Origin of the sequence: Apilactobacillus kunkeei DSM 12361 = ATCC 700308 (genome assembly GCF_001281265.1) — a bacterium.
Lineage (GTDB): Bacteria > Bacillota > Bacilli > Lactobacillales > Lactobacillaceae > Apilactobacillus > Apilactobacillus kunkeei.
Genome location: NZ_JXDB01000009.1, coordinates 16,763 through 42,346, shown reverse-complemented (window position 1 = coordinate 42,346; position 25,584 = coordinate 16,763). Strand labels below are relative to the sequence as shown.

Annotated in this window: 22 protein-coding genes and 1 tRNA gene; 15 read left to right on the top strand and 8 right to left on the bottom strand. The window is 34.5% G+C overall.

What is annotated here, in order from left to right:
• Positions 1-92 precede the first annotated feature (92 nt).
• A complete protein-coding gene (locus RZ79_RS04870; RefSeq protein ID WP_420313689.1) occupies positions 93-4,805 on the top strand; it encodes a type ISP restriction/modification enzyme in 4,713 nt (1,570 codons plus the stop codon).
• A 29-nt stretch (positions 4,806-4,834) separates the two neighbouring features.
• Here RZ79_RS04870 and RZ79_RS04865 read toward each other — a convergent pair whose 3' ends face one another.
• Complete coding sequence (locus tag RZ79_RS04865; RefSeq protein WP_054450308.1) at positions 4,835-5,143, bottom strand: nucleotide pyrophosphohydrolase; 309 nt, start codon at positions 5,141-5,143, stop codon at positions 4,835-4,837.
• Positions 5,144-5,175: 32 nt separating this feature from the next.
• On the opposite strand from RZ79_RS04865, the gene RZ79_RS04860 reads away from it, so the two are divergent.
• Together RZ79_RS04860 and RZ79_RS04855 are read left to right on the top strand one after the other, a co-directional pair.
• Positions 5,176-6,957, top strand: coding sequence for a DUF2075 domain-containing protein (locus RZ79_RS04860; protein WP_054450304.1), 1,782 nt, complete (start codon positions 5,176-5,178; stop codon positions 6,955-6,957).
• 100 nt (positions 6,958-7,057) lie between these two features.
• Positions 7,058-7,729 (top strand): type 1 glutamine amidotransferase, encoded by a 672-nt coding sequence (locus RZ79_RS04855; protein ID WP_054450302.1) that lies wholly within the window; start codon positions 7,058-7,060, stop codon positions 7,727-7,729.
• Between the two features lie 147 nt (positions 7,730-7,876).
• On the opposite strand, the gene RZ79_RS04850 is transcribed toward RZ79_RS04855, so the two are convergent.
• The 4 genes from RZ79_RS04850 to gntK form a co-directional block, all read right to left on the bottom strand.
• Positions 7,877-8,728, bottom strand: a complete 852-nt coding sequence (locus RZ79_RS04850; RefSeq protein WP_054450301.1) for an IS3 family transposase — start codon at positions 8,726-8,728, stop codon at positions 7,877-7,879.
• Positions 8,722-9,027 carry a transposase gene (locus tag RZ79_RS04845; RefSeq protein WP_054450299.1) on the bottom strand — a complete coding sequence of 102 codons (306 nt, stop codon included), beginning with the start codon at positions 9,025-9,027 and terminating at the stop codon, positions 8,722-8,724. The genes RZ79_RS04850 and RZ79_RS04845 overlap by 7 nt, the downstream gene beginning before the upstream one ends.
• Before the next feature lie 118 nt (positions 9,028-9,145).
• Complete coding sequence (locus RZ79_RS04840) at positions 9,146-10,474, bottom strand: APC family permease (RefSeq protein WP_053795672.1); 1,329 nt, start codon at positions 10,472-10,474, stop codon at positions 9,146-9,148.
• Positions 10,475-10,561: 87 nt separating this feature from the next.
• Entirely contained in the window at positions 10,562-12,112 is a 1,551-nt protein-coding gene (gene gntK, locus RZ79_RS04835; RefSeq protein WP_034531577.1) for a gluconokinase, read from the bottom strand.
• A 220-nt stretch (positions 12,113-12,332) separates the two neighbouring features.
• Between gntK and RZ79_RS04830 the strand changes: the two genes are divergently transcribed.
• The 11 genes from RZ79_RS04830 (at position 12,333) to RZ79_RS04780 (ending at position 21,452) form a co-directional block, all read left to right on the top strand.
• Positions 12,333-13,082: a GH25 family lysozyme gene (locus RZ79_RS04830; RefSeq protein ID WP_054450297.1), complete on the top strand. Its 750-nt coding sequence runs from the start codon at positions 12,333-12,335 to the stop codon at positions 13,080-13,082.
• 75 nt (positions 13,083-13,157) lie between these two features.
• Complete coding sequence (locus RZ79_RS04825) at positions 13,158-14,477, top strand: DEAD/DEAH box helicase (RefSeq protein ID WP_054450295.1); 1,320 nt, start codon at positions 13,158-13,160, stop codon at positions 14,475-14,477.
• 52 nt (positions 14,478-14,529) lie between these two features.
• Positions 14,530-14,602: transfer RNA gene (locus RZ79_RS04820), tRNA-Arg, on the top strand.
• A gap of 135 nt (positions 14,603-14,737) precedes the next feature.
• Positions 14,738-15,607, top strand: a complete 870-nt coding sequence (locus tag RZ79_RS04815; RefSeq protein WP_420313692.1) for a phosphate ABC transporter substrate-binding protein PstS family protein — start codon at positions 14,738-14,740, stop codon at positions 15,605-15,607.
• Positions 15,608-15,761: 154 nt separating this feature from the next.
• Positions 15,762-16,619, top strand: a complete 858-nt coding sequence (locus tag RZ79_RS04810) for a phosphate ABC transporter substrate-binding protein PstS family protein (protein ID WP_054450600.1) — start codon at positions 15,762-15,764, stop codon at positions 16,617-16,619.
• 14 nt (positions 16,620-16,633) lie between these two features.
• Positions 16,634-17,548: a phosphate ABC transporter permease subunit PstC gene (pstC, locus tag RZ79_RS04805; RefSeq protein WP_034531582.1), complete on the top strand. Its 915-nt coding sequence runs from the start codon at positions 16,634-16,636 to the stop codon at positions 17,546-17,548.
• A gap of 2 nt (positions 17,549-17,550) precedes the next feature.
• Entirely contained in the window at positions 17,551-18,438 is an 888-nt protein-coding gene (gene pstA / locus RZ79_RS04800) for a phosphate ABC transporter permease PstA (protein ID WP_041152894.1), read from the top strand.
• Between the two features lie 12 nt (positions 18,439-18,450).
• The gene (gene pstB / locus RZ79_RS04795; protein WP_041152893.1) at positions 18,451-19,245 is read left to right on the top strand and encodes a phosphate ABC transporter ATP-binding protein PstB; all 795 of its coding nucleotides are present in this window, start codon (positions 18,451-18,453) and stop codon (positions 19,243-19,245) included.
• Between the two features lie 9 nt (positions 19,246-19,254).
• Entirely contained in the window at positions 19,255-20,010 is a 756-nt protein-coding gene (gene pstB / locus RZ79_RS04790) for a phosphate ABC transporter ATP-binding protein PstB (protein ID WP_053796016.1), read from the top strand.
• A gap of 11 nt (positions 20,011-20,021) precedes the next feature.
• The gene (gene phoU / locus RZ79_RS04785) at positions 20,022-20,729 is read left to right on the top strand and encodes a phosphate signaling complex protein PhoU (protein ID WP_054450293.1); all 708 of its coding nucleotides are present in this window, start codon (positions 20,022-20,024) and stop codon (positions 20,727-20,729) included.
• A gap of 15 nt (positions 20,730-20,744) precedes the next feature.
• The gene (locus RZ79_RS04780; RefSeq protein WP_054450290.1) at positions 20,745-21,452 is read left to right on the top strand and encodes a response regulator transcription factor; all 708 of its coding nucleotides are present in this window, start codon (positions 20,745-20,747) and stop codon (positions 21,450-21,452) included.
• A gap of 47 nt (positions 21,453-21,499) precedes the next feature.
• Here RZ79_RS04780 and rbsU read toward each other — a convergent pair whose 3' ends face one another.
• A complete protein-coding gene (rbsU, locus tag RZ79_RS04775) occupies positions 21,500-22,384 on the bottom strand; it encodes a ribose/proton symporter RbsU (RefSeq protein ID WP_054450288.1) in 885 nt (294 codons plus the stop codon).
• A 286-nt stretch (positions 22,385-22,670) separates the two neighbouring features.
• On the opposite strand from rbsU, the gene RZ79_RS04770 reads away from it, so the two are divergent.
• Positions 22,671-24,026, top strand: coding sequence for a gluconate:H+ symporter (locus RZ79_RS04770; protein WP_054450286.1), 1,356 nt, complete (start codon positions 22,671-22,673; stop codon positions 24,024-24,026).
• Positions 24,027-24,079: 53 nt separating this feature from the next.
• Here RZ79_RS04770 and RZ79_RS04765 read toward each other — a convergent pair whose 3' ends face one another.
• Positions 24,080-24,499: a GtrA family protein gene (locus tag RZ79_RS04765; RefSeq protein ID WP_080997466.1), complete on the bottom strand. Its 420-nt coding sequence runs from the start codon at positions 24,497-24,499 to the stop codon at positions 24,080-24,082.
• A complete protein-coding gene (locus RZ79_RS04760) occupies positions 24,499-25,434 on the bottom strand; it encodes a glycosyltransferase family 2 protein (protein WP_054450282.1) in 936 nt (311 codons plus the stop codon). The genes RZ79_RS04765 and RZ79_RS04760 overlap by 1 nt, the downstream gene beginning before the upstream one ends.
• Positions 25,435-25,584: the final 150 nt, after the last annotated feature.

Genomic DNA, 25,584 nt, shown 5'->3' with positions numbered 1-25,584 from the left:
TAATCTAATTGGAAACAGTATCGATTTAAATGGTAAAATGCTTATATACATATAGATGTAAATAAATTACATCTTTTGAGGGGATGACGATTTTGAGTTCAAAAACATTTAATGAATTAATTGATGAAATAAATGAACATTTAACAAATGATAGAGATCGTGGAACTGCTTTTGAAAAGATGGTAGTTGCGTATTTAAAAAATGAACCAATTTATAAAAAGAAGTATTCAGATGTCTGGATGCTATCTGACGTTCCAACAAATCTTGGAATATCACGTATTGATACAGGTGTTGATATTGTTGCTAAAGATTTTAATGGTCAATTAACAGCTGTTCAAGCAAAATTTTATAAAGGCAAAGTCGGCAAAGATGCAATTAATTCTTTTGTTGCTGAGACAGGTAAAGACTGTTATTCTGCTGGGATTATTGTTTCAACAACTGATGAATGGAATAAAAATGCTGAATCAACACTAAAAAACACTTCAAAACCATTCTCAATTATTGGTTTAACACAATTGAAGAACTCAAGTGTTGATTGGGGTAAATTCTCATTTTCTGAAGATAATGATTTATCAATTAAAAAGCCAAAAAAGCTTAGAGGATATCAAGAAGAAGCAATCAAAAATGCTGTTGAATATTTTAAGAGCAATGAAGATTACCATGACCGTGGAAAATTAATTATGGCTCCAGGAACTGGAAAGACGTTTACAAGTTTAAAAATTACTGAAGCTCTTATGAAGGATCAAGTAAAGAGTAAGTTTAATGTTTTATATTTAGTTCCAAGTATTCAATTATTATCGCAAACATTATTTAATTGGAACGATGACGTCAGTGAAGATATTCATATGACCTCTTTTTCTGTTGTCTCTGACCGTAAGGCCACAAAAAAGGGTAAAGAAAGTGACGATGATTTAAGTTCTAAAGATATTGGCTTCCCGGCAACGACTGATGTTAATGAACTAATTAAAAACTACGAGTATGTAAAAGAGTTAGACACTGGACGAGAAATGACTGTAATATTCTCAACTTACCAATCTATCGATGTTATTAAGCAAGCTCAAGAAATGGGTTACCCAGAATTTGATTTAATTATTGCTGATGAAGCACATAGAACGACTGGTGCAAATAAATTAAATGAAGATAGTATGTTCACAGAAGTACATTCTAATTCGAATGTTAAAGGTAAGCTTAGACTTTATCAAACTGCTACACCAAAAATTTATGATCAAAACGCTAAGAAAAAGGCAGAAGAAAATAGTATAGTTGTTTCTTCAATGGATGATCCTGAAAAATACGGACACGAAATCTTTCGTTTAGGATTCGGTGACGCAGTTGCTCAAGGATACTTAACAGACTATAAAGTTTCTGTTTTAGCCGTAAGTGAGTCTTATATCAATAAAGATATGCAACAAATAATGGCTGCTGATAATCAACTAAAAGTTGATGATATCGGTAAAATTATTGGTGTTTGGAACGCTATGGTAAAACGTAATGGAATAACAGGTGAAGTTACTGGTGCTCCAATGAAGCGAGCAATTGCATTCTCAGATACTATTAAGCATTCAAAAGCGATTTCTAAAGAATTCTCTTCTGTTGTTAATGAATACCTAGATACACAATCAAGTGAAAGCTTTATGGTGGATGTTCACCACGTTGATGGTGGTCTTAATGCACTCCAAAAGACTGAACAAATTGATTGGCTTGGTGATGAACATATTGAGGATAATCGTGCTAGAATTCTTTCTAATGTTCGATTCTTGACTGAAGGTATTGACGTTCCAAATCTTGATGCGATTATTTTCTTTAGTCCTAAGAAGTCACAAGTTGATATTGTTCAAGCAGTCGGACGTATCATGAGAAAAGCACAAAATAAGGAATATGGATATATTATTCTACCAATTGTTGTTTCTGAGGGTGTAGATCCAAGCTCTGCATTGGATAATGACAGCAAATATAAAGAAGTATGGCAAGTATTAAATGCCTTACGTTCAACTGATGATCGTTTTGATGCTGAAGTAAATAAAATTGATTTAAATAAGAAGAAACCAGAGAACCTTGAACTTATTGGGGTTAATAGTAGTCCTGATTCAAATGTTACTGAAGAAGATGGATTAAAAGCTGAACAAGAAAACGTTACTGAACAACTTGAATTACCACTGGATTGGCAAGATATGCGTAATGCATTCTATGGTAAGGTAGTACAAAAAGTTGGTGACAGAAGATATCTTGAAGATTGGTCTAAAGATGTTGCTGATATTGCTAAAAGACATATCACTAGAATCAGTGACATTATCGATTCTAACGATGGGGCAAAAATGGCGTTTGATAATTTCTTAAATAGTTTGCATTACAATATTAATAACAGTATTGGAAAAGAACAGGCTATTGAAATGCTTGCTCAACATTTAATTACTGAACCAATTTTTGAAGCACTATTTGGTGAATACTCTTTCGTAAGAAATAATGCCGTATCAAAAGCCATGAATGATGTGGTTGGTGCATTTAGCATGTTTGGATTTGATAAAGAACAAGCGGAATTAAAGCCGTTTTATGATTCTATTAAGTTAAGAGCAACTGGAATTGATAATGCCGCCGGTAAGCAAAAACTTATCTTAACACTTTATGATAAATTTTTTAGAACTGGATTTAAGAAAACTACCGAACAATTAGGTATTGTATTTACTCCTGTGGAAGTTGTTGATTTTATTGTTAATTCAGTTGATGATTCATTAAGAAAATATTTCAATAAATCTTTAATTGATAAAAATGTTCATATTTTGGATCCTTTTACAGGGACTGGAACTTTCATGACTAGATTGCTATATCATTTCAAAGAAAAACTTGATAAAGGCGAAATTACATTTGATGAGATTTTATCAAAGTACATGCATGATATGCATGCTAATGAAATTGTGTTATTAAGTTATTACATTGCTGCAATTAATATCGAATCAACATTTGAAGAAATAAACAATGAATACGGTAATGAGAAGGAAGATTATAAACAATTCGAAGGAATAGTTTTAACTGATACATTTGCAAGTACAGAAAATAAAGATACTTTGGATGACAAGATATTTGGTGAAAATGATGAAAGATTAAAGAAAGAGCAAGAAACACCGATAACTGTTATCGTTGGAAATCCACCATATTCTAAAGGACAATCTAGTGAAAATGATAATAATCAAAATGTATCTTATCCTGAATTATTTAAATCTATATCAAAAACCTATGTAAAAAAGTCAAAATCAAATAGTGTTTTAGGTATGTATGATAGTTACGTATTGGCTATTAGATGGGCTTCAAATAGAATTAAGGAGAATGGAGTAATAGGATTTGTTTCCAATGGATCATACGTAGATAGTCAATCGGCTGATGGATTACGAAAATCATTATTCGAAGAGTTTAATCACCTATATATATATAACTTACGTGGAGATCAGAGAACCCAAGGTGAAATATCACGTAAAGAAGGAGGGAAGATATTTGGTTCCGGAAGTAGAACCCCTATTTCAATTTCTATTTTAGTTAAAGATGGTAGTAATAATCATGAAATTCATTATCATGATATAGGAGATTATTTGAGTCGTGAAAACAAATTAAAAATATTACAATATAATGATTCAATTAGTTTAATTGATTGGAAAAATATTGTTCCGGACAAGAATAATGATTGGATAAATCAAAGAGATATGAACTATGTAAATTATCCATCCGTAGCCGATGAAGATGATTCTATCTTTAACGTAAGAGATATGGGTATAGTGACAAATAGAGATTCATGGGTTGTTAATTTTTCTTATAATGATTTAAGTAAAAATGTTTCTAGTATGATAGATAACTATAACAATGATGTTTCTAAATTAAGTAAGATTAAAAAAAAGTTTGATTATAAAACTATTTCTGATTACGTTAATAACGATTCAAGACAAATATCTTGGTCAAGAAGTTTAAAGCAAAAAGCTGCTAAATTAAAAAATGTAAAATTCAATAGCGATAACATAATCCCATACATGTACAGACCATTTACCAAAAAATGGTTATATAGGAGTAGGTTCTTAAACGAAAATGTTAGAAAATCATATTTATCTTTTCCTAATGCAAAGAATAAAAATCTACAAATTAATTTTTCTGGAACTTCAAATAAATCTGATTTTTCTTTAATTATGTCGAATTTAGTTTCAGATCTTATGTTGTTAACAAATTCTAAAAATTTACCACGTTATGTATATGATGATAGTGATTTATTAGATAGTAAAATAGATAATGTTTCTAGCGATGATGAATTTTATTATGTATATGGTGTTCTTCATTCAACTGAATATAGAAATAAATATCAAAATGATTTAAAGAAAGATTTACCAAGAATTCCTAAATTAAAAAATAGAAATAAATACATTGAAGTTGGTAAGGAACTAGCTGATTTACATCTTAACTACGAAAATCAAAATAAAATTGATGAAGTTAAAATTGAATATTCAAATGATAACCCAAGTTATCTAGTTGAAAAGATGAAACATCCAAAGAAAGGTGAGTTAGATACAATTGTTTATAACAATGACATTAAGATAACTAATATTCCTGAAAGAGCTTATGACTATGTTGTTAATGGGAAGCCAGCTATAGAGTGGATAATCGATCAATACAGGGTTAAAACTGATAAAAAGTCTGGTATTACAGATGATCCTAATGAGTTTAGTGATGATCCTAAGTATATCCTTAACTTAATACTTTCTGTTATTACAGTAAGTATTAAGACTCTTGATTTGATAGACGAATTACCACCTTTCGAAATTGATGAATAATAAAAAAAGACACCCTCAGGGTGTCTTTTTTATTTGTCGAATTTCCAACTTCGACCTTTATTAATGTTTATTTTTTCTTGTATAATATCATTAGGATTAACTTGTAGTTTATCGCACATGTAGTAGCAATATATTAATACATCAGCTAATTCTAACTTCAATTTTTCTTTATCCGCGGATGATAGAGAGCTATCATCTTTTTTCCAAAGAAATATTTTTTCTACCTCAGAAGCTTCAATACCTAAAGCTCTAGATAATGATATAAGAGTATGGTATTCATTCCAGCATCTGTCGTTTCTAAATTCAATTAATTCTTGAATTATATTTTTATATTCCATAAAAAATCTCCTTTAAGGTAGGTACTTTCTAAATGTCAGATAACAACATAGCTAAACCAATTATTAGAAAATATGATTACAATACTAATAGTGACATAAAACAAGAAATTTTAAAACAAAATAATACTAGTGAAGAGCATGAATTAATAACTAGATTCCCAACTGTATACATAGTTATAGATAAAATTAGTGGTAATAAAAAGAAGTTCGGTCAATTTAAAGCATATGTAGGAGAAACTAACAATATTGTTAGAAGAACTGAAGAACATCTGAACAGCGAATCAGAAGATAGAACTGATTGGACAGAATTAAATAATTCTAAGGATGCTAAGATTATTGTTATTGCTCATAAAGAATTTAACAAGTCTTTAACTTTAGATATTGAAAATCAATTAATGAAATATCTTCTTAGTGACGATGCCATTGGTGAACTAAATAATCGTAGATCGAATGATCAAGATTTATACTTTACGAGAGATCATTTTAGAGATATTTTTCAAAACATTTGGGAAGAATTATCCAAGAAAAATAAGGATATATTTCCGAGTGTCGATGATATTACCAATTCTGCAATTTTTAAAGCATCTCCTTTTCATAAGTTAACTGACGAACAACTAGATGCTAGAGATGAAATAATTGATAAAATCGAAGATATTCGTGAAAGACGTAGTACAGATAATTTGATTATTATTAAGGGTTCTGCTGGAACAGGTAAGACGGTTCTTTTAAGTTCTTTATTTGCTGAACTTAATAAACCTGAAAATCAAGAAGCATATATGATTGTAAATCATGATCAACAAGTGAAAGTATATGAAAACATTGCACAGAAAATAGGTATTAAAACAAGACTAGGAGATTCCATAGTTAATAAACCAACAAAGTTTTTAAATAAGCATCAAGTTGGAGATGAAAATTCAAAAATAGATATTGCTTTAATAGACGAAGCTCATTTGTTGCTTACTGAAGGTTACATGGTATATCAAGGATCAGGTCATTTAAAAGATATAAGAAGCGTATCTGATGTGGTTGTAGCAGTGTTAGATCCGATGCAAGTTTTAAAGCGAAACGGTTATGTTGAAAAATCATTTTATGACGACTTAATAAACAGAGCAAAATCAAACCATCAACTTATTGAATTATCTGAACAAAATAGAATGGATGCTTCAAAAGAAACAATTGATTGGATTGAAGATATTGTTACTAAGGATAAAATTAAAAAGATTCCATATGATGACAAATATGATTTAAGAATTTTTGACGATATCAATGATATGTACGATGCAATTAAGAAGCATAATGATAGTATCGAGTCATTAACAAAGGGACTATCTAGAATGGTTGCAACTTATGATTGGAAATTTAAATCAAGTAAATATCATAAAGTTGTTAAAGACGATGGAACTACAATTGATGATTTATGGAGAGTATCAATTGGTGATAAATTTAATCTTCCTTGGAATTATCAATTACCTGCTGAGAAGAAATATAGAGGACTATCATGGGCTGAACAGCCTCAAACAATTAATGAAGTTGGTTCAACATTCACAATTCAAGGATTTGACTTGAATTATTGTGGGGTTATTCTTGGCCCATCCATTAAATTTAGAAACGGTAAATTAGTTTATGATGGGTCAAAAAGCTTTGATAGACAGGTTAAAGAAAAAAGAACAATGAAAAATGGTGAACAGAAGGATATATCATCAGAATTAATTCGAAACCAGCTTAACGTATTATTAAAACGTGGTGTTCATGGACTATTCATTTATGCAGTTGATGACGAACTAAGAAAAGAACTACTGCGACAGAGTAAGTAAATTTAAAAGACACCTCCACTCAGGTGTCTTTTTTGCACTCTCATGTTTTTTGTTATATATTACTTTCTATAAAAAATGAATGTAAAAGTAGGCGAAGATAATGCGTATTAATATTATTCAACATACTCCAAACGAACGCCCCGGTTCGATTTTGGATTGGGCACATGACAGGGGACATGATGTTTACATTTACCATCCATACCAATTTGGTATCCTACCAAAGGTCAATGAAACAGATATGTTAGTTATCATGGGTGGTCCAATGAGCGTTAACGATGCTATTGATTGGATTGGGTTCGAACGTGATATTATTAAAGAACTTGCAAAAAAAGATGTTCCAATCTACGGTGCTTGTTTTGGTGCACAACAAATTGCCAAAACATTCGGTGCCAAGATTACTACTTCAACGGCTAAGGAAGTAGGATGGGCACCTGTATACTTAAGATCCGAACGCATTCCTGGAATTTACAACAAGCTTACTGCAATGCATTGGCACGGGGAAACATTTGAAATTCCCAAAAACGGTGAATTATTATTCTCCAGTGATTTGGTGGAAAACCAAGGATTCATCATTGGTGACAGAATTGTTGGTTTACAATTCCACTTTGAACTAGGTACTGACGAAGTCAGAGAGATTGTCACCAACGATAACAAGTACGTTACTGGATCTGCTTTGAATCAATCTAATGAAGATATCTTAGCTAGACCAGTACCAAAAGAAAATAAACAAGTGATGTATGCAATCTTAGATTACATCGCTAAAGGCAAATAAACGCCATTTTAGACACTTTATTAATCATTAATATAAATAGACGAAACGTTTAATAAAATCGATTTAAAAGAAAATATAGCACTAAAAAAAGCATTCGAAGTTAGGAACTGCAACTATTATTTTGAACAAATAAATAAAAGCAGCTTTCTAACTATTTAATTGGGCAACTGATTTTCTGTATTCTACAGGGGATTGGTTGCCTAATTTTGTTAGTATTCGTTTATTATTCCAAAATTTGATATAATTATTTACACACTTGATTGTATCAGCTAAACCTTTAGGTTTAGCTTGTGTGTATATCATTTCAGTCTTTAGGTTGGCGTGAAATGATTCGATGATGGCGTTATCAGCTGGCGTGCCTTTTCGGGACATGCTTCTGATGGCGCCTTTTTTACGTGCTAATTCATAAAATTCACGTGAAGTATAAGTGGAACCTTGATCACTATGAATAATAGCTCCATTTAAATAGCCTAATTGATTTAATGTATCTAAGGCCAATTGTGTATTTGGATGATTAGAAATTTTATGAGCAATGATTTCCGAATTAAAACTATCCATTATTGTAGAAAGGTATAACATCTTATTTCCGCAAGGAATATAAGTGATATCAGTAGTTAATTTACGTTTGGGTACACTAACGCTCCAATCACGATTGATTATATTATCAAATTGTTTGAATGGATTACCAGGTCGATGGGATCTTTTACGTTTTATACGACACCCCCAACCATATTTAGCCATAATTCTTTGAACTTTACTAACACTGCATTTTAAGTACTTATTAATTAGTGCATGAATTTTACGATAACCATATAAAAACTTCGTTTTTATACATAGCTGTTGAATCTCCTGTTCAATCCGATTTAAATTAAAATGATCTGCATGTTTTTTATGGTAGTAATAGGTGCTTCTAGATATATTAAGATACTGACAAATTCTAACTAAAGGTATTTTGGATGTAAAAGTATCGATTAATCTAATAGTATCTTGGTTTACCACAGCCCTTCCATGATTAAATATTTTTTTATAACTTCAAGTTCTTCTTTCATTTGTTTAATTTCCATGTCTTTTATGACATCACTGGGTAGCTCCAAATTACCTTTATTATATTTATATTGCTTTCCAGGTTTTTGATTCAAACGATAATAATCACCGTTTCTTACATATTTACGCCACGTATAAATTAAACCATCACTCTTTAATCCCAATATTTTACAAATCTTTCTACCTGGAACACCTTCATTAAGAAGCCGGACGGCTTCTAGTTTAGTTTCATATGAATATCTATTATTAGCCATACAAAAAACACCTCCGAATTATGTTATTTTATCAAATTAAAATAATCATTTTATCGAAAGTGCTTTTATTTATCTGTTCAATATTATAACTTCAGTTCCTTAATCGAATGCTTTTTTATTATTTACTGTTCTTCAAATGTCTTTGTTGTAGATAGTAAACTGGAATTCCAATTAGTGTTAAAAGTAATCCAACTAGAGCTAAACCAGTTTGTGTAATTAGTGTTTCGGCTAGGATGAACACACCACCAACCAACGCTATAATTGGCACGATTGGGTACCAAGGAACCTTATATGGACGAATCATTTCAGGTTCTTTACGGCGAAGTTTAAATACGGCAATGAATAGTAGACAGTTAAATATCCACATAACAAACACTAACATGTCAGTTAATAAGTCGAAACTTCCCGCAAAAATCATTAAAATTGCGATTACGAATTGGAAGATTCCAGAAGTGTATGGCACGCGAGTTTTCTTAGAAAGTTTAGCAAACCAATCGCTAAATGGAAGTGATTTACTTTGACCCATTGCATAAGGAATTCTCATTCCTGATAGGGTGTAACCATTTAAGGAACCATAAACTGAAACTAGAATACCGATAGTAACTAACTTACCACCGAATTCACCGAATAGCTTAATAGCAGTTTCTGAAGCGGTGTTTTGGTTACCAGCGATGTGATCAATTGGTAATGTCTTTAGGAAGGCAACGTTTACCAATGTGTAGATAACCATAATCAAACTTAGACCGATAATGATGGCCTTTGGTAAGTTCTTCTTAGGGTTCTTAATTTCACCGGCAACGTCACAAACACCAATCCAACCATCGTAAGCAAACATAGTTGCTAATAAACCTGAACCAAAGGCAGTCCAAACGTTGGCGTGATTACTTGGACTAATTGGTAAGAAGGAAACGTGAACAGCACCAGGAATAAATAAACCAAAAATAGCAATTAGAATAATTGGAATTAACTTACAAATAAGTGCAACTGTTTGAACGTTTCCGCTAATTTTTGATCCCAATAAGTTAATGAATAACACACTCAATGCCACAATAATTGCCATTGGGTTTAAGATGTTTGGGTTTAAATGGAATAGGTTAATTAATTGTGTTGAGAAAATAATTGCTTCAGCGGCAATGTTGGCAGGGTAGTAGACCAAGATTTGAGCCCAACCCATTGAGAAACCGGTTAGCGGACCATAGGTATAATCTAGATACTTAATGGCTCCTCCGGTCTTAGGAATGGCAGCAGCTAATTCAGATACAGTTAAACCAGCACAGATGGTCAATAAACCACCAACAATCCATGCTAAAACAGTTAATGTAAATGAGTGGGTGCTATTAACAACACTGGCAGTTTTAAAGAACACACCAGCACCAATAACAGTTCCCATCACTGTTGAAAGAGCCGCCATCATGCCAATTCCACGTTTTAATTCGTTTTCTTGCATGACGAATATCCTCCTAGATAATTTTTAATATAAAAAAGGAAGGGGTCTAAATAGACACCCAACCTTTTTAATAAATAATATTAGTTATTATTTGTCTTCGCTTTCAACATCGTGTTTACGTTGGAATTCAGCAATGTTCTTGTATTCAGTTTGAAGTTGACGACTCAAACGAATGTAGATAGGAGCTAATTCACGGTAAACTTTGTAGTTGTCAGGATTTGGCTTGTGGGCGTTAGTTACTCCAACGAAGTCTTTAACCTTTTCTAGGTCATCAATGATACCTAATGAGTACATACCTAATGTGGCAGCACCTAAAGCAGTACCTTCAAAACTTTCTGGAATAGTAACATCTTGTTCGAAGATGTCAGCTAACATTTGACGCCATAGTTCTGAACGAGCAAAACCACCAGTAGCTTGGATACTTGTTGGCTTACCAATAACTTCTTCTAAGGCAAGACTAACAGTGTATAGGTTAAATACGATTCCTTCTAGAGCTGATCTAATCATATGAGCACGAGTGTGGATACGAGTTAAACCAAAGAATGAACCACGAGCGTTAGCGTCCCAGATAGGAGCACGTTCACCACCTAAGAATGGGTGGAATAGTAATCCATCAGAACCGGCTGGAATCTGTGAAGCAATTTCAGTTAATAGGTCGTATGAATCCATGTGCATTTGTTCAGCAGTAACCTTTTCAGGAGCACATAGTTGATCTCTTACCCAACGGAAGACGATACCACCGTTGTTAACAGGTCCCCCGACAACCCATTTGTCTTTTGATAAGTAGTAACAGAAAACACGACCCTTAGGATCAATAACAGGTTTGTCAGTAACGACACGAACGGCACCAGAAGTACCAATTGTAACGGCTAGAACACCTGGTTTAATAGCATTAACACCAAGGTTAGCTAATGGACCATCAGAAGAACCGATAACGAATGGAGTATCTTCATCGATACCAATTACGTTAGCGTAAGCTTTGTTTAGTCCTTTGAATTGGTATGTAGTGTCAACTAATTCAGGAAGTTGGTCACGTGATACACCAGTTAATTCAAGTGCTTCTTCGTCCCAATCCATCTTAAAGATGTTGAACATACCAGTAGCATTGGCAATTGAGTAATCTTCTTTTAATTCACCAAATAGTTTGTATAGGATGTATTCCTTGATACCTACGAAGTAGGCAGCCTTGTCATATACATCTTTTCTTTCATTCTTCAACCACATTAACTTGGTTAGAGGAGTCATAGGGTGAACTGGAGTACCAGTCTTTTCATATAATTCCTTAGCCTTACCGCTTTCCTTTAGTTGGTCAGCGTAGTTAACGGCACGGTTATCAGCCCATGTAATAGCACGAGTTAATGGTTTGTGGTTTTCATCAAGTAAAATCAAACTGTGCATAGCACATGAGAATGAGATACCCTTCAATGTACCATGTTTAAGGTCAGCCTTACGTAAAACTTCAGTTAGACCTGCAAGCATGGCAGAGAAGATTTCTTCTGGATCTTCTTCAGCCATATCTGGAGTATCTTGGTATAAAGGATAACCATCGTTTGAGTATCCCTTAACTTCTCCATCGGTATCGTACAAAACAGTTTTTACACTGGTTGTTCCAATATCAACACCAATGATGTAGTTCATAACATAACTTCCTTTCGATCTAAAAAGAGAGACTTAATTATTTTTTTAATAATGTTAACTATTATAATAAAATCCGCATAAAAAGTCATCACTAATTTATTTAGTTACCGCTTTCATTATATTGAAAACAAAAGGCCGATTCAAGTGTTTTAACGTGTTTTATAGTAATTTGCAGTCATTATGATTATAATAAGGTTAATTGTATAAAAGAGGTGAGTGAATGGATACCAGAATGTCTTTGTATCATCAAAAACCAAAGCCTACAAAAAAATACGGACAGTTTTTTAAAAAATATGCATGGTTGATTGCAATTTTAATTGTAGTATTGAGTTCAATCTTCGGATATGTTGCATACCAAAGTTATGAAAATAATATGATTAATAAGTATCAAGTTAAGGGAATCATGATTAGCCAATCAAATGGTTACATCGATTTCGTAACCCTAGCAAATACTGGCCAAAAGTTTGTCTACATTCGTGCCAGTCAAGGTGCTACATATACAGATGATGATTTTAGTGATAATTTTCAACGCAGCCAGGGATCGGGTTTGCAGGTTGGTTCTTACCACGTTTTTAGTACACAAACGGCGATTAAGGATCAATTGAAGAACTTTACACGAGAAGTTGGTGATGATTACGGAACATTACCTCCATTAGTGGAGGTGACTTCACCTTTATCTGATGATCAAGTTCATCGACTTTCTGAATTCATTTACATGGTTCATAAATACTATGACACCAATGTAGTTGTAAGAAGTAGCACGAGTGTCTTCAATCGATTAGACGAGAAGGTAGAACATGATGTGCAGTTCTTTAGCGGAAACGCTAATAATAAACGGGCCAATTTTATCGAAGTGAAGAATAATAGGAAAATTAATATCGATGGTTCAAACGTCTATGTTAATCAAATTGCCTTTAATGGTAACAAGAAAGGTTGGCAACAGTACCTATTGAAGAATCAAGACCGTTAATAAACATCGATATTAATGAAGATATTTGCTAAAATAGAACATATATTAATTCGAAATTAAGTAGGGGAACCCAGAATGTTAGAACAATTTCAAAAGTATTTTAACAAGCTTGGATATGATAAACAGACGCTGATTCAAGAGCGTGTCTATCCAATTATCAAGAACCACGATAGTGTCTTAGGACTATCACCAACCGGATCTGGAAAAACAGTTGCATTTTTAATTCCAAGTATCGAAATTCTAGAACCTGAAGGTGGTTCACAATTACTAATTATCGAACCATCTCAAGAACTAGCAATTCAAACCGCAAAGGTAGCCAGAAACTGGGCTAATTTGCGTGGAATGAAAGTGTTGGCTTTAACCGGTGGTGCAAATATCAAACGTCAAATGGAACGTTTGAAGAAACATCCTGAAGTAATCGTTGGTACAGCAGGTAGAATCAAGAACTTAATCGATGACAAAAAACTGAAAACTCATCTTTTTTCTACTATTATAATTGATGAAGCTGACGACCTATTACAAGGTGAAACTTTGACCACAGTTAGAGACATTGTTTCTTCCATGATGTCAGATGTTCAATTGGAATTCTTCTCAGCCACAGCAACACCAATTTTAGACCAACTATCAGGTTGGTTTGGTAACCGTGACATCCAAAAGGTCGATGTTCGTGCAGAAGACAAGACACAAGGCCACGTTGAACACGGTCTGATGAATGTCTTACGTAAAAACAGAAATAAGATGTTAGCTCGTCTACAACACGTTGCCGGTTTTAAAGCATTGGTATTCTTCAATCAAACCGTTGATTTGAATAAGACCTATAGTTTCTTTGTTCATAACCACTATCAGGGTGTGGCCAAACTAACATCTGATCAGAATCAAACCAAGCGTCAAAAGGCGATGGATGATTTCAGATTAGGGCGTATCAAGTTACTACTAACTACTGATGTTGCGGCGCGTGGATTGGATATTGCTAAGCTACCAGCGGTTGTTAATTATGATTTACCTGATGAAGCCATCGACTACGTTCACCGTGTTGGTAGAACCGGTCGTATGGGTGAAGACGGCATGGTAATTAATTTCGGTGATGACCATGATTTAAGAGACTTGAAGAATTTGTTATCCGATTATGATTTTGACTTTCAGCCAAGTTACTTCTACAAGAATAAGATTGTAAAGTCTGTTCCAAAGACTGCTGAAAAAGTTGTCGAAGTTGTTGAAAAAACAACCAATAACGACAAGCCATCTAAGGATGAATCAACCAAACCTCATGTTAAGAAGGTAAAAAAACAAGTGGTTTCCAACCCAGCACCAAAAAAACGTGTCAAGAAAAATAAACACACCAAGAATAAAGGTATGCGTAACAAATGGCGTAAAAACAATAATAAGCATAATTAAAGAGCTTTACATTAATTTACTAAAATGCGACAATATTAATTGTCGTTTTAATGACTCCATAGCACAACTGGATAGGGCGACCGCCTCCTAAGCGGCTGATCTCGGTTCGATTCCGAGTGGGGTCATAAAAAGCACTAACATTTTAAATGTTAGTGCTTTTTTATATTTACATAACTTTTACATGAAAATAACTTTAAATTTACAAACCGTCGATATACTAAGCTTGTAACATAAAATATTGGTTAGGAGATATTGATATGATTAAAATGAATAAGGTTCTATCAATTGCTTCAGTTGTTTTAGTTTCAGGTTCACTATTAGCTGCCTGTGGTAGTACAAGTGTTTCACAGGCTAGCGGGGATGTATCAGTTGTCGGTTCAACTGCTTTACAACCATTAGTGGAACAGGCAGCAAAGGATTATCAAAAAGATAATTCAGGTGTTAACATTTCTGTTCAAGGTGGTGGATCTGGAACAGGATTAAGCCAAGTTCAATCCAAGAGTGTTTCTATCGGTAATTCTGACGTTTTTGCTGAAAAACAAAGTGGGATTGACGCTAGCAAGTTAAAAGATAACAAGGTTGCTGTAGTTGGTATGGCACCGGTTGTTAACAAGGGTGTTGGAGTTAAGAATATTTCACTAGAAAATCTAAAAAAGATTTTTACTGGTAAGATTACCAACTGGAAAGAACTCGGGGGTAAAAACCAAAAGATTGATGTTATCAATCGTGTAAAGGGAAGTGGAACCAGAGCTACTTTTGAAAGTAACGTTTTGAATGGAGCTTCAGCTATCCAAACCCAAGAACAAGATTCTAACGGTGCAGTTAAGAAAATTGTTTCATCAACTCCTGGAGCAATTAGTTACCTAGCATTTTCATTCATTGACAGTAGTCTTCAACCACTATCAATCGATAATGTTGCCCCAACAGACAAGAATGTTGAAACTAACGCTTGGAAGATTTGGTCATATGAACACATGTACACACCAAAGAAGGCTGACAAGAACGCTACTAAGTTCATCAAGTACGTTGAATCTGGTAAGGTTCAAAAGGCTTTAGTTAATAAGCTAGGTTACATCAGTATCTCAGACATGAAAGTAACCAAAGATAGTAATAATAAAATTGTAAAATAAACCAATTGAAAGAGATCAGTTTAATGAAACTGGTCTTTTTTTGTACTCATTTCTAAAATTTACATAAAATTTACAAAAAATCTAAATTAGATTTACATTAAATCGTTATACTTAGTTTTGTAAATTAAAAAAGGATGATTTTATTATGATAAAAATTAAAAAGTTAGCGATTATGACATCGGCAGTCTTATTCGCAGGGACAGTATTAACAGCGTGCGGAGTTAGCTCGGCGTCAAACGATAAAATTACAGCGGTTGGATCAACAGCTTTACAACCTTTAGTAGAAGAGGCAGCAAACGATTATCAAAAGGAACACAAGAATCTATCAATTACGGTTCAAGGTGGTGGTTCCGGAACAGGTTTGAGTCAATTGCAATCTCGAGCAGTGACAATCGGTAATTCTGATGTGTTTGCTGAGAACCAAAAGGGAATTAAATCCAAAGACATCGTCGATCACCAAGTGGCTGTAGTCGGCATCACACCCGTTGTTAACAAGGGCGTTGGAATTAAAAACATCAGCATGAAGAATTTGCAAAAGATTTTTGAAGGTAAGATTACTAACTGGAAACAAGTTGGTGGTAAAAATATTCCAATCGAAGTCATTAACCGTGTTAAGGGTAGTGGTACCAGAAATACATTTGAAGCGAATGTGATGGATGGACACAGTACCATAAAGGCACAAGAACAAGATTCAAATGGAACCGTTAGAAGAATCATTGCTACTACTCCTGGAGCAATCAGTTACCTATCATTCTCGTTTGTCGACAAGACCATTCAATCACTATCAATTGATAACGTGAAACCAACAGACAAGAATGTTGAAACCAACGCTTGGAAGATCTGGTCCTATGAACACATGTACACAGCTAAGAAGGTTAGCGACGACACTAAGAAGTTCTTGGCATACATGAATTCAGCAGAAGTACAAAAAGGTTTAGTAAAGAAATTAGGTTACATTAGTATCAGTGATATGAAAGTGAAAAAAGATGCTAACAATAAAGTAATCAATTAATTGGAGGAAGACTCATGGAAATTAATAAGAAAATATTAATGCCATCCAAGGAAACACGCCAGGAAAGATTTGGTCGTACTTTAAGTTTCATTAGTATTTCAGCAATCGTCGTCTTGGTGGCTTTAATTTTATACTTCATCATCTCAAAAGGAATTTCTACCTTTACTGATAATCACGTTAACTTGTGGGATTTTATCAGTAGACAAGATTGGTCACCTTCAACAATCGGAAAAGACGGTAAACCTGAAGTAGGGGCACTACCAATGATTGTGACATCATTTAGTGTTACTTTCTTATCTGCATTGCTTGCAACACCATTTGCAATTGCTGCTGGTATTTACATGACAGTAATTGGTCCTAAGAAGAGTCGTGGGTTCCTACAAACTGTTATTGAATTGTTAGTTGGGATTCCTTCGGTGGTTTATGGTTTTATTGGATTAACCATCATTGTTCCAATCGTTAGAACTTTATTTGGTGGAACTGGTTTCGGGATTCTATCAGCAACATTAGTATTGTTCGTCATGGTTCTTCCAACCATCACATCACTAACTGTTGATAGTCTAAACGCCGTACCAAAGCACTTATCTGAAGCATCACTTGCTTTAGGTGCCACTCGTTGGCAAACAATCTACAAGGTTATTCTAAGATCAGCAACACCAGGTATCTTAACAGCCATCATCTTCGGAATGGCCAGAGCATTCGGTGAAGCATTAGCCGTACAAATGGTAATTGGTAATGCCATCCTAATGCCTAAGAACTTGATTACACCATCATCAACATTAACCAGTCAATTAACTACCGGAATTGGTAACACTGTCATGGGAACTCTAGGCAACAATGCCCTATGGTCATTAGCCTTAGTTCTACTTCTAATGTCACTATTCTTTAACATCTTGGTTAAGTTAATTGGAAAGAGAGGTAAGTTCTAATTATGAATCCAAAAGTAGTTAATAAAATTGCGACCGGCGTGATTTACGGATTAGTAATTCTAGTCGTTGCAATTCTAGCAGCCTTAATTGGTTACATCTTGGTAACCGGTGTGCCTCACATCTCATGGCACTTCTTAACCAGCCCAGCACAATCATTCTTAGCTGGTGGGGGAATCAGAGATCAACTATTTAACTCAATCTACCTATTAGTTCTTACATTAATCATTTCATTTCCAATTGCCTTAGGTGCCGGAATTTATCTAGCTGAATACGCTCCTAAGAACTGGTTTACTGAAATTATTAAGACCACTATCGAAGTATTAAGTTCACTTCCATCAGTTGTTGTGGGACTATTCTGTTACCTATTATTCGTTGTTCAAATGAGAATGGGATTCTCAATTCTATCAGGTGCGATTGCACTTACATTCTTCAACTTACCTCTATTAACAAGAAACATTGAAACATCATTAGAATCAGTTTCATCACTACAAAGAGAAGCTGGACTATCACTTGGTTTATCACAATGGAAGACAATCACTGGTATCATCCTACCAGCTGCAGTTCCTGGAATCATCACAGGGATTATCCTAAGTGCCGGTAGAGTATTCGGTGAAGCTGCCGCATTGATTTACACAGCTGGTCAAAGTGCTCCATTCGTGGATTACACTAACTGGAATATATTCTCAGACACTAGTTTCTTAAACCCACTACGTCCTGCAGAAACACTAGCCGTTCACATATGGAAGGTTAACTCAGAAGGAATCACTCCTGATGCTAACGCCATCTCTAGTGGATCATCAGCCGTATTAATTATCGTAATTCTACTATTTAACATTTTCGCGCACTGGATTGGAAACCGTTTGTACAAGAAAATGACTTCTAGTAAGTAAGGAAGGTTTAACATGAAAAACTACAATTTAAATCAACAATATGTACGTGACTTCGCAGTCGAAAACGCAATTGAAGCTCACCATGTAAACGTTTCTTATGGTGAACACCAATCAATTTTTGACGTATCACTATCATTTCCTCGTTTTAAAGTAACTGCCATGATTGGTGCTTCTGGATCAGGTAAGTCAACTTTCTTACGTTCAATCAACAGAATGAACGACAACGTTGCGACTGTCGACGGCGATATTATGTATCGAGACGTTAACATCAACGACGATAAGATTAACGTTTACGAATTAAGAAAACACATCGGAATGGTGTTCCAACGTCCAAACCCATTTGCTAAGTCAATTCGTGAAAACATCACATTTGCACTTAAGAAGCACGGTATTAAGGACAAAAAGGAATTAGACCAACGTGTTGAAACCAGTCTAAAAGAAGCCGCATTATGGGATGAAGTAAAGGACAAACTAGACGAAAGCGCGCTATCACTATCAGGTGGGCAAGCTCAACGTTTATGTATCGCACGTGCGATTGCCATGAAACCAGACGTGTTACTACTTGATGAACCAGCATCAGCACTAGATCCAATCTCAACTTCAAAGATTGAAGATACACTAAATCGTTTGAAGGAAAAGTACACAATCATCATCGTTACTCATAACATGCAACAGGCTTCTAGAATGAGTGATTACACTGCATTCTTCCACCAAGGCCACTTAATTGAGTTCAACAAGACTTCTCACATCTTTACTAGACCAAAGATGCAAGCAACAGAAGACTACATTTCAGGAAACTTCGGGTAGGTGAATTACATGACTTCTATTTTAAAAACAGAAAACGTTCATTTGTATTACGGTGAAAAAGAAGCACTACATGGCTTTGACATCGAGTTTGAACAAAACGAAATTACTGCTTTAATTGGACCATCTGGTTGTGGTAAATCAACATTTCTAAGATGTTTAAACCGTATGAATGATTTAAGAAATAATACAACCGTTACTGGTAGTTTCAAAATTGGTGATCGAGACATTTATGCACCAACTACCGACATGACCGAATTAAGAAAAGAAATCGGAATGGTGTTCCAACAACCAAACCCATTTCCATTCTCTGTGTATGACAACGTGGCATATGGATTAAGAATTGCCGGTGTTAAAGATAAAAAAGTATTAGATGAAGTAGTTGAAAAGAGTCTAAAGCAAGCTGCTGTTTGGGATGAAGTAAAGGATGATTTAAACAAGAACGCATTATCATTTTCAGGTGGTCAACAACAAAGAATTTGTATCGCCAGAGTGTTGGCGGTAAAACCTAAGATTATTTTGATGGACGAACCTACCAGTGCGCTAGACCCAATCTCAAGTGCCAAGATTGAAGATACTCTGTTAGAATTAAAGAAAGATTTTACAATTATCATCGTTACACACAACATGCAACAAGCATCAAGAATTGCTGACAAGACAGCATTCATGCTAAATGGGGATTTAATTGAATACAACAAGACTTCTAAGATGTTCTTAAATCCTGACAAGCAACAAACTAGTGACTACTTAAATGGAGAATTCGGATAGGAGAGCTGATTATGAGTCAAACATTTAACGACAAACTAAAAGTACTACAAAAGACCTACATGAAGATGGGAATTAATGTTTCTGATCAAATTTACCAATCAATCAAGGCCTTCACTGAAAACGACCAAAAACTAGCTACCGAAATTGTCAATCGTGATAGCAAGGTTAATGACGAAGAAGTGGACCTAGAAAAAGAAGCACTAAACTTAATTGCATTAAGACAACCAGTTGCGTCTAACTTCCGTTCAATCATCACGTTATTAAAGGCTAGTTCTGACTTGGAACGAATTGGGGATCACGCATCATCAATCGCCAGAGAAACTCTTCGTATCAACACAGAAAGTCGTATTCCAGAAGTCAACGAAGCTATTAACCAAATGGCATTAAAGATTAGGGGAATGCTAGAATCATCATTAGATGCTTATGTTCATTCTGATCAAGAAGCTGCTAAACTTGTCGCTCAAGAAGATATCTTAATCGATAAGAAGTTTGTTTTAGCTAAAAATCTAATCGTTTCTGAAATGGAAAAGAATAATGATAAAATTGAACTAGCAACTATCTATTTAATGGTAGTTCGTTACCTAGAACGAATTGGGGATCATATCGTTAATTTATCAGAATGGATTGTATATAATGCTACTGGTAAGATTGTTGAATTGAACCCTGGTAAGATTGAACCAGAATTGATTGCCAAAGAACTAAAAAACAATCCAAAGTAGGGAGGTTTAAATGGGATGCAAAGTCTGTTGCTAGTAACAAAACAATTAAGATTAGCCGCTGACTTAAGTCAATTGGCGTTGCAAGATGAATATTTTGTTAACAGCGTTAGTGATGATGAAGATATCGAAATCATGGCTAAAAAGGATAACGTCTTTGCGGTTATTATCGATTTATCAATCTTTGATGACTTTAATAACGTCAAAAGGCTGATTGAACAAGTTACTAAGACATTCTCAGGCCCTATTGTTACTTTTGATGACCAATACGATGATCAAAAAGAAAGAGATTGTTTTGAATTAGGGGTCAACGATTACTTCAGTGATTACGTTGACGCCCAAAGAATCATGTTAAGAACACTAAAGCGTGTCAAAATTTATGATGAGATGTTAGAGAATACCGATAAAGCTAAGCGTAAAGAGCATTTTAAGGACTTTGAGATTAGTTTGAAGCATTTTCAAGTAAAGTATAAGGGAGAGGTTTTAAACTTCACACCGAAGGAATTTAACATCTTTTATTATCTAATCAGACACCATGACCAGGTATTAAGTCGTGAACAAATCTTTAATGGTGTCTGGCGTGAAGATCGAGACGATGGAGATTCATTTATATCTTCTCGTATCGTTGATATGCACGTTAGTCATGTTAGAGATAAGCTTAAAGACTTACCCGAAAATGACGTTGAAATTAAAACGGTCCGTGGATTCGGATATGTACTACAATAAAAAAATCCCGCTTGGAATTTCCAAGCGGGATTTTTATTTAGGTTTTATTAGTTTAAGAATGCAGTAACTGCAGCTGCTAGAATAATGATTACTAAACCGATTATTGTAACAACCATTTCTTTTTTAGTCTTGTGTTGGTGTAGGAAGTAGATACTAGTTAAAGTGGCTAACACAACAGATGTTTGTGATAACACGAAACCAGTAGCTAAACCATTCATTTTAGGTTCTGCAGAGATTAGGTAAGTTAAAGCTGCAAATCCGAAGAAGAAACCTGAAATGATTTGTAGGTAGGAAGTCTTACTAGCAAATACATTGTTGTTCTTAACGTGGAACAAGCAGTATACAACAGCAACTAAGAACATTCCAAGAGCTTGAGGGAAGAACGCATGCATACCATCTAAGTGACTTGATGCTTGTGGTGCTGCTGAGTAACCCCAGTAACCAATAACACCGATAACCAAAAGACCAATTGCTTTCTTTAAGTCAGCTGAACTTTTAGTATCTTTGTTTTCTTGCCAAGCAGTCATAGTAGCACCAATAATAATTACTAATAAAGCAATGAAACCAATGATACGGTGTGTTTCTGAGTGCCAGTTACCTAATGCGAATACACCCCATAGGGCAGTTACAATTAATTGTAACGCAGTGGTGATAGGCATTACTCTTGAAGATCCAACTAATTCAAATGCCTTAAATGACATAATTTGACCAAAGGCCCAACCAGCACCGGAAAGTAATGCTAATACAAAATCCATACCGGTCGGAATTGAATTACCAGAGATTAAAAGAAAAATAGCGGCGAAAATAAGTGTTCCCAAAGTGGAACCATAAATTTGGTTAGTAGGTTTGCCTCCAAATAATGAAGCAATAGTAGGGTATAGACCCCAACCTAAAACTGGACCTAGTCCAATTAATAAAGCAACAGCGTTCAAAGCGTGTCCTCCTTATCATTATATATTATTTCTATAATTAACAATTTACCACAAGTGTTGTTAACATAGTTAGAAAACGAGTAGATTTCATCCAAACTTAAATAAATCTTAAGTTTTAAAATGCCTAAAGTAATATAACATATTTATTAGGGACTATGTTTTAAAAAGTGTAATGAAATCGTTTTCATTTTCTAAAAAGTATGTTATATTATTTCTACAGAAAAGTAAAGCGCTTTCATTCAAGAAACATAAAAAATATTTTTAATAAAAGAAGGGGTATTAAAATATGCCATTTGTTGTTTTAGTATTAGGGATATTATTGCTTTTGTTCCTAATCATTAAATGTAAATTAAATACATTTATTTCATTAATTGTTACATCTGTTATTGTTGCTTTAGGTTTAGGAATGAACCCTGCACATATTGCTGTTTCCATTAAAAACGGTATCGGAAGTTCTTTGGGTGAATTGGTTATCGTTTTTGGATTTGGTGCCATGATTGGTCGACTAGTTGCTGATGCAGGTGGTTCTTACAGAATTGCCAGAACACTAATTGATCTATTCGGTAAAAAGAAACTTCAATTTGCAATCGTTGTTGCTTCATTTATTATTGGAATGTCATTATTCTTTGAAGTTGGATTGGTTCTATTAACACCAATTGTATTTGCCGTAGCACTTGAAGCTGAAGTTCCATTTGTTTATCTAGGTATTCCAATGGCAGCTGCATTATCAGCTACTCAAGGTTTCTTACCACCACAACCAGCTCCAACAGCTGTTGCAACAGCATTAGGTGCAAACATTGGTCAAACACTTCTATTAGGTATTATCGTTGCTATTCCTTGTGTGATTGTAGCCGGTCCGCTATACACAAAGATTGCTAAGAAGGTTGCTCCAGAAACATTCGTTGTAAAAACTTCTCTACCAGCCTTTGGCGAAATGAAGAAGTATGATTTAAAAGACACTCCAAGCTTTGGACTTGCCGCATTTACTTCATTGCTACCAGTTATTTTAATGGCTATCTCAACTGTTTACGACATGGTATTCAATGGTGGTAAAGCTGTTGAAAATCCACATGGCATTGGTGCCGTTGTTGCTATGTTTGGGAACCCAGTAATTGCTATGATTGTTACTTTATTATTTGCTATCTGGGCAATGGGCTTCCATCGTGGTAAAAAGATGGACGATATCACAAATACTGTCACTGAAGCCATTAAGTCAATTGCAATGCTACTAATGGTTATCGGTGGTGGATCAGCGTTCAAGCAAGTATTAATCGATGGTGGTGTTGGTAAAGCCGTTCAAAACGTAATGGGACACGCTAATCTATCACCAATCATTTTAGCTTGGTTAATCGCTGTTATTCTACGTGTTTCATTAGGTTCAGCTACTGTTGCAGGTATGACTGCTGCTGGATTAGTAACTCCACTAATGCACTCAATGAGCGTAAGTCCCGTATTAATGGCACTAGCAATTGGTGCCGGTTCACTTGCCGCATCACACGTTAACGATGCTGGATTCTGGATGTTCAAAGAATACTTTGACTTAAACGTAAAACAAACATTGAAGATTTGGACTGTACTGGAAACTATCATTTCCGTTACTGGATTGTTGATGGTACTTCTATTAAGTCTATTCATTCACTAACAAATATAGATACGAAAAAAGCGATGAGATAAATTTTTATCTCATCGCTTTTTTTATTTTTCTTTATGATTAACAAAGACCACTAATTTTGACCAGAAGTAGTTAAAAATAATTACAACTAATTGAGCGAATATTTTTAGTAGATCAAAGTTATTTTCGCTAATAATTGAAACACCAATCATTAGGATGATTTCTTCTAAGATTAATGAAGCCACACGGCCAAGGAAGAAAGAAATCATTTCTGTAATGTATTCTTTAACAGTGTTCGCCTTAGACTCGAACACCCATTTACGATTAGTAAAGTAAGCAAATAATACACTGGCTACCCAAGCGATTAGTGTGTTCCAGAATACGTCCATGGTTGGTAGTAGGTGATAAAGCACTAATGCAACAGCAATGTCGATAACAGTGGTTAATACACCCCAAAACAAGTAAGCAATTACTTGTTTGTATTTATTCCACAAATTTTTCATTATTTCTTCTCTTTCACAATATATTTAGGACGATGCTTTGTTTCTAAGTAAATCTTTCCAATGTAGTTACCAACGATTCCTAGACAGAATAGTTGAACACCGTTGATTAATAGAATGATTGATACTAGTGATGGCCATCCAGATACGGATCCGCCAAATAAAATAGCTCTTAAAATAACAAATATTAGTCCAATCAATGATAGGAAGAACGAAACACCACCAACCCAGGTTGCCACTTTAAGTGGGACATCTGAGAAGTCGACGATTCCTTCCAGTGAATATTCAAGTAGTTGGTATAGTGACCAGTGTGATTCACCGGCAGCTCTTTCAACACCATCGTATTCGATGTATTTAGTTTTAAAACCGACCCAACTAAAGATACCCTTAGTGAAACGGTTGTATTCAGTTAATTTCAAAACATTATCAACGTATTGACGAGTCATTAGACGGTAATCTCTGACGTTTTGTTTAATTTCAACGTCAGACATTTTGTTGATAACCTTGTAAAAACTTGAAGATAGGAAAGCTCTCACAAAGTTTTGTTTTCTACTCTTTTGCACACAGCCAACGACGTCGTAATCATCTTCTTTTATGTACTTAATCATTTGAGGAAGTAATGCAGGTGGATCTTGTAAGTCCACGTCCATAACGGCGACATAGTCACCGCCAACGTTTTCTAATCCAGCTGACATTGCAGATTCCTTACCAAAGTTACGTGAGAATGATACGTAATGAACATTTTCATCATTTTCGCGTAGCTTCTTAATTTCTTCTAAAGTGTTGTCAGAGGAACCATCATTAATAAACCAGTATTCATGATTGTAGTCAACGTGGTTAGCGTGCATTTCGCTGAAGACGCGTTCGACTTCATCATAAAAGATTTTAATGGAAGGTTCTTCATTATAACAGGGTACAATTAAACCAATATTTTCCATAATTGTAACCTCCTTCATTAATCCATAATTATTTATATTTTATCATAATACTTCAAAAAGGTTTTCATAGATAGCATAAATTTTTCTTAAGATGTATTTATGGTCGGCAACCTCGACATTATTTTGTTATAATTAGATAAATATACTTTT

Bases quoted from the DNA above. Each gene is read 5' to 3' on its own strand.
- RZ79_RS04865 (WP_054450308.1), bottom strand. From the start codon at position 5,143: ATGGAATATAAAAATATAATTCAAGAATTAATTGAATTTAGAAACGAC.
- RZ79_RS04860 (WP_054450304.1), top strand. From the start codon at position 5,176: ATGTCAGATAACAACATAGCTAAACCAATTATTAGAAAATATGATTAC.
- RZ79_RS04855 (WP_054450302.1), top strand. From the start codon at position 7,058: ATGCGTATTAATATTATTCAACATACTCCAAACGAACGCCCCGGTTCG.
- RZ79_RS04845 (WP_054450299.1), bottom strand. From the start codon at position 9,027: ATGGCTAATAATAGATATTCATATGAAACTAAACTAGAAGCCGTCCGG.
- RZ79_RS04840 (WP_053795672.1), bottom strand. From the start codon at position 10,474: ATGCAAGAAAACGAATTAAAACGTGGAATTGGCATGATGGCGGCTCTT.
- gntK (WP_034531577.1), bottom strand. From the start codon at position 12,112: ATGAACTACATCATTGGTGTTGATATTGGAACAACCAGTGTAAAAACT.
- RZ79_RS04830 (WP_054450297.1), top strand. From the start codon at position 12,333: ATGGATACCAGAATGTCTTTGTATCATCAAAAACCAAAGCCTACAAAA.
- RZ79_RS04825 (WP_054450295.1), top strand. From the start codon at position 13,158: ATGTTAGAACAATTTCAAAAGTATTTTAACAAGCTTGGATATGATAAA.
- pstC (WP_034531582.1), top strand. From the start codon at position 16,634: ATGGAAATTAATAAGAAAATATTAATGCCATCCAAGGAAACACGCCAG.
- pstA (WP_041152894.1), top strand. From the start codon at position 17,551: ATGAATCCAAAAGTAGTTAATAAAATTGCGACCGGCGTGATTTACGGA.
- pstB (WP_041152893.1), top strand. From the start codon at position 18,451: ATGAAAAACTACAATTTAAATCAACAATATGTACGTGACTTCGCAGTC.
- pstB (WP_053796016.1), top strand. From the start codon at position 19,255: ATGACTTCTATTTTAAAAACAGAAAACGTTCATTTGTATTACGGTGAA.
- phoU (WP_054450293.1), top strand. From the start codon at position 20,022: ATGAGTCAAACATTTAACGACAAACTAAAAGTACTACAAAAGACCTAC.
- RZ79_RS04780 (WP_054450290.1), top strand. From the start codon at position 20,745: ATGCAAAGTCTGTTGCTAGTAACAAAACAATTAAGATTAGCCGCTGAC.
- RZ79_RS04770 (WP_054450286.1), top strand. From the start codon at position 22,671: ATGCCATTTGTTGTTTTAGTATTAGGGATATTATTGCTTTTGTTCCTA.
- RZ79_RS04765 (WP_080997466.1), bottom strand. From the start codon at position 24,499: ATGAAAAATTTGTGGAATAAATACAAACAAGTAATTGCTTACTTGTTT.
- RZ79_RS04760 (WP_054450282.1), bottom strand. From the start codon at position 25,434: ATGGAAAATATTGGTTTAATTGTACCCTGTTATAATGAAGAACCTTCC.